Source organism: Hymenobacter tenuis (genome assembly GCF_054780495.1).
The window spans coordinates 1,558,745-1,573,123 of the sequence record NZ_BAAGWF010000001.1; the positions used below are offsets into that span (position 1 = coordinate 1,558,745).

Here is a 14,379-nt window from a genome sequence, read left to right on the forward strand (position 1 = left end):
TAAATTATTCTACGCTTATTCATCGTCTGTCTTCGCGTTTTTTCTATGCCGTAACCCATACTATCCGCTTTCCCGTCACTTCTTACCCCCACTCCCCCGATGGCCAGGTTAAGAAGCACCGTGCGGTCTGCCATTTTTGCTTTGCTGCTCCTCGCTGGCTGCGCCTTGTCGTTGGATGGGTATTCCAACAACAAGGGCGAGGACTCGTCGACGTCTCCAAGTAAGCCGACAGGCCCTCCTGCACTGGCCCAGGCATCTTTGCGTGCCTTGCTCGCCCCGGCCCGGTATCAGCCCGAAGCTACCTACCAGCAACTAGGTCTTCGGTATGGGCAAGCCGTGCACGTGTTTTATGCCGAGCACGATTTCACTGCCCGCTGGATTCAGGAAGCGGGCTGGAACCAAGAGGCCGTGCGGGCACTGGCCCTGCTGGGGCGAGCCGCCGAAGTAGGCCTTCCGCGCAGCCGCTACGCCTGGGACCAGCTCCTCACCTTGCCCGACTCCTTGCGGCTGGCGCCCTCGGCTAAGCTGCGCAACCAGCAACTAGCCCGTTTTGAGCTGCGGCTAACCGATGCGCTGCTGCGCTATAGCAGCCACCTGCGGCAAGGCTACCTCCAGCCCCATTCGCTTACCCCCGCAGTTCAGCCCGATTCCCTGGTGGCTCGGCAGGCCGCCAACGCGCTGCACGAGGCGCTGCTCACTCCCGATTTTGAAGCTATGCTGCTGCGCGCTCAGCCCGCGTCTCGCCGCTACCGGCTGCTGCAAACAAGCTGGACTAAAGCCTTGCGTACTTCTCCCACCGACTCAGCTCGCCTGATGCAGGATACCGTGGCGGGATTCCGGCAAGTGGCGCTTAACCTGGAACGCCTGCGCTGGGAAGCGCCCACCGACTCGGAATACATTATAGTAAATATTCCGGCCTACCGCCTCCAGGTAATGCGCCACGAGCAGGTAGTGCAAACGCATAAGGTAATTGTGGGGGAGCCTGAGTGGCCCACACCGCTGGTTAGCAGCCGCTTGCTGGTGTTTGTGACGGCACCGGAATGGCGCGTGCCCTACAGCATTGCGGTGCGGGAGTTTCTGCCGGAGCTCCAGCGTGACCCCAGCTACCTCTACGACAACCACTACCGCCTCTACGATGGCCGCAACCGCCTTATCAATCCGTGGCGGGTAAACTGGCAGAAAATAACGCCGGAGAAGTTCTCCTACGCCATCCGCCAGCGGGCGGGCTCGTTTAATGCCTTGGGCAACGTGGTATTCTATTTTCCCAACGAACATTCTGTATTCCTGCACGACACGCCGGCGCGCACAGCATTTACTAGGGCCGACAGGGCGCTAAGCCACGGCTGCGTGCGAGTAGAAAACCCCGTAAAGCTGGCCGAGTACCTGTTGCGCCGCGAAGGCCGCCTTCCCGACCTGGCCACCATGCACGCCAGCATCCGAAACCGCGAGAAGCACCGGTTTGATCTGCAACGCCCGCTACGCATTTACCTCCGCTACTACACCTGTGAAACCGACAACGGCCGCCTGAACTTCCTGCCCGATATTTATCACCTTGATGCCCCCCTGGCCGCGGCCCTGTTCGAGCAATAAAATATAGGCGGATACCCTCTGATAAACCACTACTTAATTTAATTTTCAGCTAGCTATTTATAAAATAAGCATACGACCATCTAACCCGCTTTTGATTATCAGCCAGCGAATTAATTGATTTTAGTTCCTGAGTAAGTAAAAATAATTGAACTACCCTAAATCCGATGAGGAGTTAGGGGGCGTAAGTGCCGGCAAATAGTTTCATTGCTCACCTAGCCTCCCTTACTTCATCCATGAAAAAGTCCCTGCTTTCCCTCGCCTTCGTTGCCGTACTCGGCGCGGCTTCTGCTACTTCTGCTTCGGCCCAGGCCATGCTTACGGCTGGTACGGTGTCCGTTGGCGGCGAGGCAATGTACCCCAACAAAAACATTGTTGAAAACGCGGTTAAGTCGAAAGACCACACGACCCTGGTAGCCGCCGTAAAGGCCGCTGGTCTGGTAGAAACGCTGCAAGGCAAAGGCCCGTTCACCGTGTTTGCCCCTACCAATGCCGCCTTTAACGCACTACCTGCCGGTACGGTAGAAACCCTGGTGAAGCCCGAGAACAAAGCCACGCTCACCAAAATCCTGACCTACCACGTGGTAGCCGGCAACATGACCGCCGAGAAGATTATGGCCGCCATTAAGGCCGGCAAAGGCACCGCTACCCTGAAGACGGTGAGCGGCGGCACGCTGAAGGCAATGATGAACGGCCCGAAAAACGTAGTGCTGCAAGATGAGAAAGGTGGTATTTCTACTATCTCAACGTATGATGTAACGCAAAGCAATGGCGTAATTCACGTAATTGACAGCGTATTGATGCCTTAATAGGCTAGCATAATTCACCCATTAACATAAAAAGCACCGTTAGCTTATTTAGCTAACGGTGCTTTTTATGTTAATGGGTGAATTATTTTTTTTGATTTACATAATTAGTTGACATACATTTTGCCGGGTTACTGGTTGTAGCATTTCACTAGCCCCAACAAGTCCTGCAATGCCCCACTTTACTGCCGCCGATGTAGCCAACCTGGAAAAGGTATACCGCCTGAATTTGATTAACGCCGTCACGGGCTTTAAGTCGGCAAATCTGCTAGGCACCTGCAATGCGGAAGGGCAAACCAATCTGGCTATTATTAGCTCGGTGGTGCACCTGGGGTCGAATCCGGCGCTACTCGGGCTGGTGATGCGGCCGCCATCGGTACCGCGCCACTCCTACGACAACATTCGAGCGACTGGTTACTACACCCTCAACCATGTGCACGCGGGCATCATGAAGGAGGCCCACCTGACCTCGGCCAATTTTGCGCGTGAGGTATCAGAGTTTGAGGCTTGCGGCCTTACCCCGGCCTACCACGATGGATTTCTGGCTCCGTACGTGCAGGAAAGCAAGCTACGGCTGGGTCTGAAGCTGGTACAGGAAGTACCCATTGAAGTGAACGGGACGGTGTTGTTTATCGGCAGTGTAGAGCACTTGTACCTGCCCGAAGGGGTAGTGCGCACCGATGGCTCCCTGGATCTGGTCGGGGCCGAAACTGTTTGTCTTAGCGGCCTCGATACGTATTATACCGCCACGCCAGTGGGGCGCTACGGTTATGCCCGGCCCAATCAGCCCTTGCCGGAGCTGCCCCTAACCGAGTAGTTTTCAGCTTTGCAGATACAAGTGAAAGGTGGTACCGGTGTTGGTTTCGCTTTCCACCTCAATGCGGCCGCCCTGCGCCTGCACCAGCCGATTCACCAGAAACAAGCCCACGCCCGTACCTTCGCCGGCCTGCGGATGAAACCGCCGAAACAGCTGGAATAGCTCTTTACCGTATCGCTCTAGGTCAAGCCCCAAACCATTATCCTGAATGCTTAGCACAGGCTGCCCATGTATTAGGCCCGAGCACACCTGAAGCCGCAATGCCCGCTCCGGATGCCGGTATTTCAGAGCGTTGCTGATCAGATTGAGCAGAATGGTGCGCAGGTTGCTCCGGATATACGATACCTCGGGCAACGCCTCAAAATGGGTGGTTACGTTGGCTTGGGCAGCTAGCAACTCAGGGCGCAATGACTGCAGCACCTCGGTGGTAAGGCTAGCCAGTTCTACCCGCTCGGTATGCTGGTCGCTGGGCAGGCGGCCTTCCTGCACAACGGCGGCCAAATCGGTGATGGTGGTGGTGATGCTGCGCAAGGAGTCATCTACCAGCCGTAGCAGCAGCTCTTCTTCGGGGTCATCAAACCTAGCCGAGCGGCGCAGCTCCTCAAACAACCCACGCAGGTTATGAATGGGCTGGCGCAAATCATGCGAGGCCGCGTACACAAAGTTATCCAGGTCGGCGTTGGTGCGAGCTAATTGCTGGTTGGTGGTATCCAGCTTCTGGTTATGCGCTTGTATTTCCTCATTAGCCGCCTGTAGCTGCCCATTGGCGTGCTGAATCTGCTGGCGGGTTTCGGTTAGGGCCGCCAACGATTCGCGCAGCTGCTGATTTACCTGCTGCAGCTGCTGGTGGTGCTGGGCTACGTGCTGGCGCCACTCATTTTTTTCAATGGCATGAATTACCGTTTTGTACAGTAGCTCCCGATCAAACTGCTGCTTTACCAGGTAATCAAGCGCCCCCCCATTAAGTACGCGCACAGCCAGGGTTTCGCTACCCCCGCCGGTAATCATAACCACACACAGCGTATCAGGCGGGGTAAGCTTTTGCAGCTCCGCCAGTACGGCCAGGCCATCGGTATCCAGCAGGTTGTAATCCAGCAACACACAATCAGGCCGCACTGACTGAAACATGGCTAGCCCTTCTTCGCCGGAAGTGGCTTCCTGAATGATAAACTGCTCGGAGCTGCCTGGTTGACGCTTCAGAAAGCGTTTGTACAGTTCTCGGTCCTGCTCATTATCATCGATGAGTAAGATCTTTTTCACGCCTGAAACCTTCTATCGAGTAATGGGCAATTCAACTGTTTCCAGCCAGTACCGAATAACCAACCGCACTTTTTCCTCCAGCATGGCATACTCTACCGGTTTGGTTAAGTAACTGTTAGCCCCTAACCGGTAGCACTCGTCAATATCGTTCGCATTGGAGGAAGTGCTGAAGATAATGACAGGGATGGAATGCAACCGCGGGTCGTGCTTGAGGATTCCGAGCACGGTGCGTCCATCGGTGCCCGGCATGTTCAGATCCAGCAGAATAATGGCGGGCAACACCTGGGGCCACGATGGGTGCTTGCCATACCCCTGCAGGTATTCCAGAGCCTGGTCGCCGTCTTCGCAGCGCAGCACCGGATTCTGCAGCGCATTTTTCCGGAAGGCCCGGCCTAGGGCCGTAAAGTCCTCCAGGCTATCTTCCACCACAAGAATGGGCGTTAAGGGGGCAGCAATCATAGGTGTTTGGAAATCGAAAAGTAGAAGGTAGCGCCTTGGCCTGGTACGGACTCTACCCAGATTTCACCAAAGTGCTTTTCAATCATTTTTTTGGCAATTGCCAGGCCAGCTCCGGTCCCGCCCCCGAATTTTTCTTGGCTGTGCAGGCGTTTGAATATTTTAAAGATGGTTTCGTGGTGCTTGGCGTCGATGCCAATACCTTGGTCGCGCACGAAAAACACAACATACTCTTCCGGAGCGCCTGTTCCCTGAGGCCCCCGAGCCGTAGGTGGGGCCACGCCCACCGTTACTTGTTTGCTAGCCTGCGTGCTGTAGCGCATGGCATTGGTGAGCAGGTTGTTGAGCACCTCCCGCAGGCGCGTTCCATCGCCCCGAATAATGGGGAGTGGCTGCAGCACTTCCACTTTCGTTTCGGTCTGCTCTAGCCGGGGCGAGAGTAGGTCCAGCACTTCGCTGACCAACAGGTTCATATCAACTTCCTCTACCTGCAAATCTTGCCGGCCTAGGCGCGAGAGCTGGAGCAACGACTCAATCAGGGCTTCCATGCGCTGGCTGAGCCGCACCAGAGTCTGGAGCTTCTGGACCCCATCGGCATCCAACTGGTCGGCATAATCTTCCAGCAGAAAGATGGAATAATTGTGAATGCCGCGCAGGGGCTCTTTCAGATCGTGCGAGGCCACGTAGGCAAAGGAATCGAGCTCATCGTTGCTGCGCTCCAGCTCCGCATTCAGGCGGCTCAGGCTTAGGGCGCGTGCTTGTAGCTCATTAAATACCTTTAGGCGGATATCGGAAATGTGCAGGCGGATTTCCTTGGCCGCTTCAATTTCCATGGGTTTCCAGGCTGCCGCCGTGCTTTCTACTAGCTCCTTCCACGACTCAAACGACTGGCGGGGCGAAAGAAATAATTGCCCATCGGCCAACTTCTGCAGCTTGTCGTTTTTGCCCGCCCACGTCACGGTCTGAATCATCTCGGGCCGAAACCAGAAAATATAGTCACCTGGGGCTTCCTGGGAAAGCGTAATGGCCAGAATGCCGCTGGCCGACGCCCGAATTTCAAGGCCGGCCGGGTTGTGGCGCACGTAGGAATTGGTGTAAAACACCTCTTGCTGCACGTGTTGCTGCAGCCACTGCGTCAGCTCCTGAATCTGGGCCTTGGTAGGAGTTGTGCCCAGCGTGATGATGTCCTGCTCAAAGCAAATAGCCGCTCCGCCACAATCAAACACGTCCAGCAGCGTAGGACTGTGCTGGTACAGGCCTTCGATGAAATTGGCGTGGGTAGTTACTTGCTCCAGCAACCGCACCTGGGTTTCGCGGATGTGGAGTTGGTAGGCCTGCTCATCGTGCTGCTCTTTGGAGCCAAGCAGCGCCGAGAAGGTTTTGCCCACAAACTGGCATAAGTCGCGCAGTTCGTAGCTCACCAGCATCGGCGACTGGTGGTGGCAGGTAATCATGCCCCACAGCTTGCCGCCCTGAATCAGGGAAATCGTCATGGTGGCCGCTGAGCCCATGTTGTGCAGGTACTCCAAGTGAATGGGCGACACGCTGCGCAGCACGGCATAGGTCATGTCGGGTGGGCGGTTTTTGGTCGGGTTTAGCGTTGGCACCAGCTTAGCTGGCACGTAGGAGGCATCCGGAATAAAGCGCAGCCAGTTTTTCAAGTACATGGCCCGGGCCTGCTGCGGAATATCGGTGGCAGGGTAATGCAGCCCTAGCCAGGGGTCCAGGTCGTCGCGCTTGGCTTCGGCAATAATTTCTCCGCTTTCATCGGCCGCAAACCGATAAATCGCCACCCGATCAAAGCCGGTAATCCCGCGTATTTCTTCTACCGCATGCTGGCAGAATTCGAGCACGGTGGTTGCGGCCAGCATCTGCCCTAGGGCGGCATTCAGAAACGGTAGATCCAGAGCGGGCGGGCTGTTTTCTGCTACGGGCTCAAACTCGGCCCACAGCAGCCCGTCGTAGCGGTGCAAAATCAGCTTATAGAAAGGCTGGCCCGGCACTGCTTCCAGGCGGGTACCGAGCAACTTGGCGGCTTCGGTAAGGGTAGGAAGTACCTGCTCTACCTCAGCTAGCCGGGTTGGCCCTAGCAACCGGTCGAGGCCGGTGCCAATCAGCTCTTCTGCTGATATTCCGATGAGCGCCTGCGTGTTTTCGCTGGCCTGCACCACGCGCTGGGTTTGCTCATCCAGGCACAGCAAAAAGCCATAGGGCTGAACGGAACCCGGAATGTGTATGGGCTCCCGGTCGCAGTTAGTCAGCGTGATGGGCGCACCCAACAGGCTTTCATCGGTAATAGCTAAGCCTGGTTTATCCACGCGTGTAGTTTTTGAAAAGTAAGTCGGGCGGAGGCGACGATTTCGTCTTCATTCTCCGGACCGGCAGCTTGCTCCAATAAGAGGCAGAAGGATTTCCATAGCAAACCGGTTCGCTCTGCCCGGCCGGTAAAATACGTACGATACGGAATGTGGGCCTTGGCCAGCTGCCGCGCAATCACCTGCCCACCGAGCGAGGAGCCTTCCATTACGTACATGGCGCCTAACAGTTGAGCTTGCGTGTGCAAAGGCGGCATATCTGGGCAAAGCGGCAATGAACCCGGCGCACCATCCGGCGCCAAATCCTGGAGTAGCCACTGCACCCGGTAGCGGTCGGCTAGCTGCCACTCCGCTGGTAACCCATGCTGGCGCAATGCCGCCTCGTAGGGCGCCAGAAACCCGTAGAGCTTGGTGAGGAAATGCAGGGTAGCCGCCTCCGTAACAGTGTGAGCGGCTAGAGCCTGGTTGAATTCATTTTGTTCCAGCGCCTCGTGGTAAGGCCGGGTTTCATGGCGCAACCGCTGCAATACGGTTGGTACGTCGGGGGCAATGGGCATGTTCCTTAACTCCGTTTTGGGCATCAGAACTACGAAATACGTTAATATCAGTGGTAGCAACACGGAAACCACCCGTTTATTGCTGCTCAGCTGCTGGGGAAAAGGACGCTTGGCCCCTGCACCAACCAGTAACTCTGGTAAGGCACCTATCTTTGGGCTACTCCTGATGTGACAAGATATGGCAACGAATAGCTTGCAGAATTTAGACCTCGACGACGCAGCCGATTTTCTCGCTGAGTTTGAGGATGACCCGAGTGAAGTGCTTCTGCTGGAAGCGCTGGTATCGGCAGCCGAAGAAGATGGCTATCTGGAAATCGATACGGCGGCACCGGCTCTGGCTGCTGCAGAAGTAGTGGCGGCCTACCTAGGTGCGCCCGCTCCCGGCTTTCCACCGGCGCTGCTCGCCCTCACCGATGAGCTGGATGTAAGCGACGAAGACGAGCTGATTGACCTGGCACAACGCGCGGTTCAAGCAGTAGCCAAAAAATCGGAACTGCTGGAGCTGTACCAGCAGGCCGGACAAGAAGCCGAGTGGCAGGCCGTGCAGCAGGATTTGCTGAAGCGACTAGCATAACAACGGTTCAGCGAACTAAACACCCTAGTACAAGCGCGCCGGGCGCCCCACCCTCCTCTATGGGCGGCGCCCGGCGCGCTTGTACTAGGGTGCCTGTGGGTTTAAACCCCTACGGCACCTAGCTTTTCCAGCTCTTCCCATACGCGGTGCACAGGCAGGCCCATTACATTGAAGTACGAGCCTTCCAGCCGCGTGACGGCTACCATGCCAATCCAATCCTGAGCGCCATACGCCCCGGCTTTGTCAAGGGGGCTATAATGGGCTACGTAGTGCTCAATTTCCGCAGAGCTTAATGCGCGAAAATGCACCCGCGTTTGGTCGGAGAACACCACGCGGCGGCCGTCGCCGTGCAGCAGGCACACGCCCGTGAACACGTCGTGGGCGCGGCCCTGCAAGCGGGTCAGCATCTGTACTGCTTCGGCCGCATCGGCGGGTTTATTGAGCACATCATCTTCCAGGCACACAATGGTATCGGCTGTAATAACCAACTCATCGGGGGCCAGGTCGGGAGCGTAAGCAGCGGCTTTATGGGCGGCCAGGTATTCGGCCACTTCGGCGCGGACCAAATGCGGTGGGAAGCTTTCATTTACCTCGCGCAGCCGCACCTCATAGCGCAACCCCAAATCCAGCAACAGTTGGCGGCGGCGCGGCGAGTTGGAGGCCAGCACCAGCCTAGGGGCGCCGGCAGCAGGATTAGGAGCGGAATGCAGCATAAAAAGGCGAAAGGTTTTCTTCGTCGCGGATACTGCTGAACAGGAAGCCGCCGATGGTTTTGGGGTAGAAAAAGGTGGATTTTGGCGGCATCACGGCGCCGGAGTGGCACACACGCTCTACTTCCTCCATGGTTACTTCATTAGTTATCAGAGCGGCCCGGGCTTCTCCGCGGTCAACTCTAGACAGGCACTCCGGAAAGTTGCGCACATAGGCCACTCCGGGCCACTGCCGCTGCTCTTCAGGCCCCACAATACCCAGGGCTTTTTCGAGCACAAAGTAGTGTAGCACCGTTAAGTCCAGGTTTTTAACCTCCGGAGTGGTGGGCCAGTCTAGCAGGGCGTGGGCTTCAGGCCGCAGCCGAATTTTATACACTTGTCCTTCGCCCAAATACAGCCCAAACGCCCACGGCTTGCCGGCAATACGCTCCGGCAGGTCATACGGGTCGTCGAGGGGTAGCAAGGTGAAGTAGGGTTCCAGACGCGCTAGCAGCTCCTCGGAGGTAAGCCCATTGGGCAGCTCCAGCACCAGCCGGTGCGTGGGCAAAATCCGCAAATCATCGGCGGCGGCATTCGTGAGGTACATCAGATGGAAGTTCCAGATTTCTTGGCCCGTGTACGCCGCTCCGGCGGCCATACGCCGCGCCTTCCGGTACGCCAAAGAGCCCTCGTAGCGGTGGTGCCCATCGGCCAGAATCACCTGCCTAGCCCCTACCAGCTCCTGAAACCGCCGGATAATGTGTACATCCTGAATTACGGCCAGCACGTCGCGGGCGCCCTGATAGTCCTCTTCCGTCTGGTAGAGCGGGTCCTGCATGGCCTCATCCATGTAGCGCTCCAGCTCAAACTCCTCGTCGCGGTACAGGCCGTGGGTGGCGCTGGTTTGAAACTCGGTGCGGGCTAGTAGCTCGGCGCGGTCATTTACGGAAGAGGGTAGCGTGTTTTCGTGGCGCAGCACCTGGTTTTCGGTCCAGTCGGTGGCCCGGATGTGGCACATGAACCCTTTGCGGCAGTATTCGCGGGTGCTGCCCGGCAGCCGGAAATACTGGTAGTACACGTAAATGCCGGGTAGCTCATCCTGCACCAGCACGCCCTGCTGCTGCCACTCCTGCAACCGCACTAACGCCTCGCCGGCTGGATCCCCACCCCGCGGCACCGACAAATGAATGCTGTTGAGCGGATTCCGGTATAGCGCTTCCCGCTGCTTCTGCGACACGACATCAAACAAAGGCGACACGTACGCATCAATCTGCCGGCTTAATTCGGCGTTATAGCGCCAGCCGCGCACGGGTTGAATTTCAGCCAACTTTTTCTTGGGTGAGGGGATGATACATGCAATATAGGGTTGGCGCCGAGCAAGCACCTAGTAGCCGCTTGCCTCGCTTGGGTTTGCGGCCGGGTTAGCGAGCCTCAGGGGGCTAGGCGGCTCAGGCGCCACTGCTGGCCTACGCGCTCATACACAATCCGGTCGTGGAGGCGCGAGGGACGGCCCTGCCAAAACTCCACCCGCTGCGGCAGCAGCACATAGCCGCCCCAGTGTGCCGGGCGCGGCAGCACCTCTTGGCCTGCAAAGCGCTGCTCCAGTTCCTGCTCGCGCTGTTCCAGCTCCTCCCGGCTCCGGATGGGCTGGCTCTGCGGCGAGGCCCAGGCCCCAATCTGGCTGGCCCGGGGCCGGCTCTGGAAGTACTCTGTCGATACCGATTCCGGCGCCTTTTCCACTCTGCCTTCTACGCGCACCTGCCGCTCCAGCCCAGGCCAAAAAAAGGTTAGCGCGGCCAATGGGCTAGTAGCCAACTCCTGCCCTTTGCGAGAATCATAGTTGGTGTAAAATAGAAAGCCTTCGTCATTGGGCAGCCCTTTCAGCAGCACTATGCGGGCGGCGGGCTGGCCGGCCTCGTTTACGGTAGCCAGCGTCATGGCCGTAGGCTCGTCCAGCTGCGCGCCAATGGCCTCATCGAGCCAGGCCCGAAACTGGCGTACGGCATCCGGAAGCACGAGATCTTCCGTGAGAGTGCGCTGGGAATACGTCTGGCGCAGGGCCGCCAGTTGCGGATCAGTCATAAGTCGAGTAATAAAGAGCTGGGAAAGCAGCAACCTGCATGCAACAACTACCAAAGTCAGGCGGTTTTCAGGCCGGCCCACGGGCTTGTGCATCATAATTCCGATGCAAGGTAGCACAATGCAGGCGGCTCGCGGAACCTCTGGCCCCCTTACCAGCGTACTCTTAGCACCAAGCCCAGGCTGCAACAGTCGGAATCTTTTCCGTACTTACTAATAGTGCGCCTGGCCTCCTCCCATTTGTCTTCACCCATCAACCCCCGCTCCCGATGCCCCGTCTTCGTCCCGGTAGCCTATTGATTTCTCAGCCATTTCTGGGTGATCCTAATTTTGAGCGCACTGTCGTGTTGTTATGTAGCCATTCTGATGAGGAAGGCTCGTTCGGCCTGGTTCTCAACCGCCAGGCTTCCCTGCAGCTCGGCGATGTGTTAGAGCTGCCCGGGGGCCAAACCCTGCCCGCCGCGCATGTTCCGCTCGGCATTGGCGGCCCCGTGCAGGCCGATACCCTGCACTACCTCCACATGCAGCCTGATCTGCCTCAGGCCGTAGACCTCGGCCACGATGTGTACTGGGGCGGCGACTTCCGGCAGTTGCTGGAGCAGCTCATTTCCGGCCGCACCGAGCCGGATGCCATCCGTTTGTACGTGGGCTATTCTGGCTGGACTGCTGGGCAACTGGCGGAGGAGGTGCGGGAAAATGTCTGGATTGTGCACCCCAATGCTGCCGATAAAGTATTTACTTTGGATACTGATGCCTTTTGGCAGTCTATCCTGCGGGAAAAAGGCGGCCGCTACCGTGTGCTGTCCAATTATCCCACCGACCCCCGCCTAAATTAAGCGCCTATCACCCACCCCACCGTTTGTGGGGGTTTCCTGCTGACTCGTATGCTACCCGAACAAAATACCAACGCCCCCGCTCCTTCCGATGCCAATTCGGAGTCGCCACAGAGTATTCTGGAACGTCGGCTGGCTGAAATAGAATCACGACAAAATCCTGATGCCGAGGATATAACGGAGCGCCCCGCACAGGGCCCACCGCCCACGGCACCCGAGCCAGCTGGCGCCGGCACTGCGGAGCCAGAAGCCGACGCAACGGCTACACCAGCTGCTATTCAGCCAGAAGCGGCTGCCACAGCGGAATCTATCACCCATTTGCCCGATGACAGCCCGGAAGTGAGCTCAGCCGGTGCTGCCCGCGCCGTAGCGCATTACGGCACCACCACGCCCGCCGACTCCGCAGCTACTAGCCCTACTCCCGCCCCAAACCCTGCGGAAACTTCCGAAGCTGAAACTGCGCCCAGTGCTGCTACTGAGGCACAGTCAACGGCTTCAGACATATCCTCAGTTTCAGAACAGCCCGCCGCCTCCAATGCAGCAACCCCGTCGGAAGAAGCTGAAGAATACGTGCCCGAAGTAGCCGGCCCTGACTTTAGCACTCTTGATCTGGCTGGCCAGGCGGCCCATTTGCTGGCACTACTACGCCGCCCCGATGCTGCCCAGAACCGCAAGCAGATTGCGGACCTGTATCGGCAGTATGATGCCACCGTTCAGACCGACCGTACCTCGGCTCGGCAGCGCTTCACGGAGGCAGGTGGCCACGCCGATGAGTTTTCCTACGCCGGTCCGGCCGGCCATGAGGAGCTAGTAAAAGCCATGCAGGAGTTTCGCGACAACCGTGCGCGTGACGCCAAAGCCGAAGACGAACAGCGCGCCAAAAACCTCTCGCACAAACAATACCTGTTGTCGCAGTTGCGGCAGCTAGTGGAGTCAGCCGAAACCAAGGATAGCTCGGCGCGCATCAAAGCGCTCCAGAATGATTGGAAAGCAACCGGACCGGTTCCTCAGAAAGAGGCGCAGGAGCTCTGGAACAGCTACCACGCCCTGCTGGATATCTACTACAACAACCGCGGCCTGTTCTTTGAAATGAAGGAGCTGGACCGCCGCCGCAACCTAGAGGCCAAGGAAGTGCTGATTACGCGCGCCGAGGCTCTGCAGCAGCAACCCAGCATTAACAAAGCCTTGCAGGAGCTGCGCCAGCTGCATGAGGAATGGAAGCATATTGGCCCCGTTCCGAATGAGCAGCGCGAAACCCTGTGGCAACGCTTCTTGCAGGCCTCGGAGCAGATTCATGATCGCAAAAAAGAATTTCTCACGGCCCGCCAGACGCAGGAAAACGCCAATCTGGAGCGCAAATCTGCCTTGCTGGCGCAGTTACTACCCTACGGCGACTTCCAAACCGAACGGGTAAACGAGTGGCGTTCCAAAACCGATGAGCTGCAAAAGCTAAAGGAAGAATGGGATGCCGCTGGGCTAGTACCCCGGGAGAAAGCCGAATCCTTGAACAAGCAGTTCTGGGGAGCCTACAAAGGGTTTTTCCAGCGTAAAAATCAGTTTTTCAAAGCGCTGGATGAGGAGAAAAACGCCAACCTGAAGCGCAAGCTCGAGCTCTGTGAGCAGGCCGAAGCCGCCCTTCAAAATCCTAACTGGGAAGAAGCCCGCGAAACAGTTATTCGTCTGCAGAAGGATTGGAAGCTGATTGGCCGGGTACCTGAGAAGCAGTCGGATAAAGTCTGGAACCGCTTCCGCACTGCCTGCGACTCCTTCTTTGACCGGAAGAAAGAAGAAACTCGCCAGCGCGAACATCATGCCCATCAGCTAAGCCAGGAGCAAACTCAGCACCTGCAACAAATAGCCGAAACAGTTGCTGCTTTGTCGGCCGATCAGCCGGGCACTCTGGAAGGCTTCCAGGAGCAGGTGCAGGCCTGGCGCTCGTTTGATGGTGCAGCTCGCAACGCCGAACGCGCGGAGGAGAAGTTCCAGGCCCTGATGGGCAAATACCTCGACACTGTTCCGGGTCTTTCCTACGCCGAGCGCGCCGACCTGCTGTTCAACCTGCAGGTAGAGCGCCTCAAGGCCGCCCCCGACGCGCAGCAGCTTCTCTACAAAAAAGAGCAGGCCCTGCGCCGTGAAATCAACGAGCTGGAAAACGACATTTCCACGCTGCGCACCAACCTCGAGTTCTTTGCCCGCTCGAAGAACGCCGGCCAGCTGCGGGAAGAATACCAAGGCCGAATCGACGAGGCACAGGCCCGAATTGATGGGCTCAAACGCCAGCTTAAACTGGTCAGAAGCTAACCAAAGGCTTCCGCTAGCTACCAAAACGCTCCTGTTCTTTGAATGGGAGCGTTTTTTATTATTCGGAAGTTCAGGCACTTACTGTAATTGCGCTAAAAAAACACA

The 14,379-nt window shown here is 57.5% G+C and carries 13 protein-coding genes; 6 read left to right on the forward strand and 7 right to left on the reverse strand.

Annotated features, from left to right (window positions below; translation table 11 throughout):
• Window positions 1-141: 141 nt before the first annotated feature.
• The 3 genes from ACYVGU_RS06695 (at window position 142) to ACYVGU_RS06705 (ending at window position 3,210) form a co-directional block, all read left to right on the forward strand.
• On the forward strand, window positions 142-1,590 hold the full coding sequence (locus tag ACYVGU_RS06695; protein WP_460621390.1) for a L,D-transpeptidase family protein: 1,449 nt from the start codon (window positions 142-144) through the stop codon (window positions 1,588-1,590).
• 233 nt (window positions 1,591-1,823) lie between these two features.
• Window positions 1,824-2,396: a fasciclin domain-containing protein gene (locus tag ACYVGU_RS06700; protein ID WP_460621391.1), complete on the forward strand. Its 573-nt coding sequence runs from the start codon at window positions 1,824-1,826 to the stop codon at window positions 2,394-2,396.
• Between the two features lie 169 nt (window positions 2,397-2,565).
• Window positions 2,566-3,210 carry a flavin reductase family protein gene (locus tag ACYVGU_RS06705; RefSeq protein WP_460621393.1) on the forward strand — a complete coding sequence of 215 codons (645 nt, stop codon included), beginning with the start codon at window positions 2,566-2,568 and terminating at the stop codon, window positions 3,208-3,210.
• 3 nt (window positions 3,211-3,213) lie between these two features.
• On the opposite strand, the gene ACYVGU_RS06710 is transcribed toward ACYVGU_RS06705, so the two are convergent.
• From ACYVGU_RS06710 to ACYVGU_RS06725, 4 genes are read right to left on the reverse strand one after another with little or no spacing between them, the layout of a single operon-like run.
• A complete protein-coding gene (locus ACYVGU_RS06710) occupies window positions 3,214-4,470 on the reverse strand; it encodes a sensor histidine kinase (protein ID WP_460621394.1) in 1,257 nt (418 codons plus the stop codon).
• A gap of 12 nt (window positions 4,471-4,482) precedes the next feature.
• The gene (locus ACYVGU_RS06715) at window positions 4,483-4,929 is read right to left on the reverse strand and encodes a response regulator (protein WP_460611816.1); all 447 of its coding nucleotides are present in this window, start codon (window positions 4,927-4,929) and stop codon (window positions 4,483-4,485) included.
• Window positions 4,926-7,244 (reverse strand): ATP-binding protein, encoded by a 2,319-nt coding sequence (locus tag ACYVGU_RS06720; protein WP_460621395.1) that lies wholly within the window; start codon window positions 7,242-7,244, stop codon window positions 4,926-4,928. The genes ACYVGU_RS06715 and ACYVGU_RS06720 overlap by 4 nt, the downstream gene beginning before the upstream one ends.
• The gene (locus tag ACYVGU_RS06725) at window positions 7,226-7,798 is read right to left on the reverse strand and encodes a biliverdin-producing heme oxygenase (protein WP_460621396.1); all 573 of its coding nucleotides are present in this window, start codon (window positions 7,796-7,798) and stop codon (window positions 7,226-7,228) included. Before ACYVGU_RS06725 ends, ACYVGU_RS06720 begins: the two co-directional genes overlap by 19 nt.
• Window positions 7,799-7,976: 178 nt before the next feature.
• On the opposite strand from ACYVGU_RS06725, the gene ACYVGU_RS06730 reads away from it, so the two are divergent.
• Window positions 7,977-8,372, forward strand: coding sequence for a DUF4259 domain-containing protein (locus ACYVGU_RS06730; protein ID WP_460621397.1), 396 nt, complete (start codon window positions 7,977-7,979; stop codon window positions 8,370-8,372).
• Between the two features lie 101 nt (window positions 8,373-8,473).
• On the opposite strand, the gene ACYVGU_RS06735 is transcribed toward ACYVGU_RS06730, so the two are convergent.
• From ACYVGU_RS06735 to pdxH, 3 genes are all read right to left on the reverse strand, one after another.
• Window positions 8,474-9,085 carry a Maf family protein gene (locus tag ACYVGU_RS06735; RefSeq protein ID WP_460621398.1) on the reverse strand — a complete coding sequence of 204 codons (612 nt, stop codon included), beginning with the start codon at window positions 9,083-9,085 and terminating at the stop codon, window positions 8,474-8,476.
• Window positions 9,066-10,388, reverse strand: coding sequence for a DUF1015 domain-containing protein (locus tag ACYVGU_RS06740; protein ID WP_460621399.1), 1,323 nt, complete (start codon window positions 10,386-10,388; stop codon window positions 9,066-9,068). The genes ACYVGU_RS06735 and ACYVGU_RS06740 overlap by 20 nt, the downstream gene beginning before the upstream one ends.
• Window positions 10,389-10,492: 104 nt before the next feature.
• Window positions 10,493-11,143, reverse strand: coding sequence for a pyridoxine/pyridoxamine 5'-phosphate oxidase (pdxH, locus tag ACYVGU_RS06745; protein ID WP_460621400.1), 651 nt, complete (start codon window positions 11,141-11,143; stop codon window positions 10,493-10,495).
• A 266-nt stretch (window positions 11,144-11,409) separates the two neighbouring features.
• Between pdxH and ACYVGU_RS06750 the strand changes: the two genes are divergently transcribed.
• Window positions 11,410-11,976, forward strand: coding sequence for a YqgE/AlgH family protein (locus ACYVGU_RS06750; RefSeq protein WP_460621401.1), 567 nt, complete (start codon window positions 11,410-11,412; stop codon window positions 11,974-11,976).
• Between the two features lie 48 nt (window positions 11,977-12,024).
• Window positions 12,025-14,274: a DUF349 domain-containing protein gene (locus ACYVGU_RS06755; protein ID WP_460621402.1), complete on the forward strand. Its 2,250-nt coding sequence runs from the start codon at window positions 12,025-12,027 to the stop codon at window positions 14,272-14,274.
• Window positions 14,275-14,379: the final 105 nt, after the last annotated feature.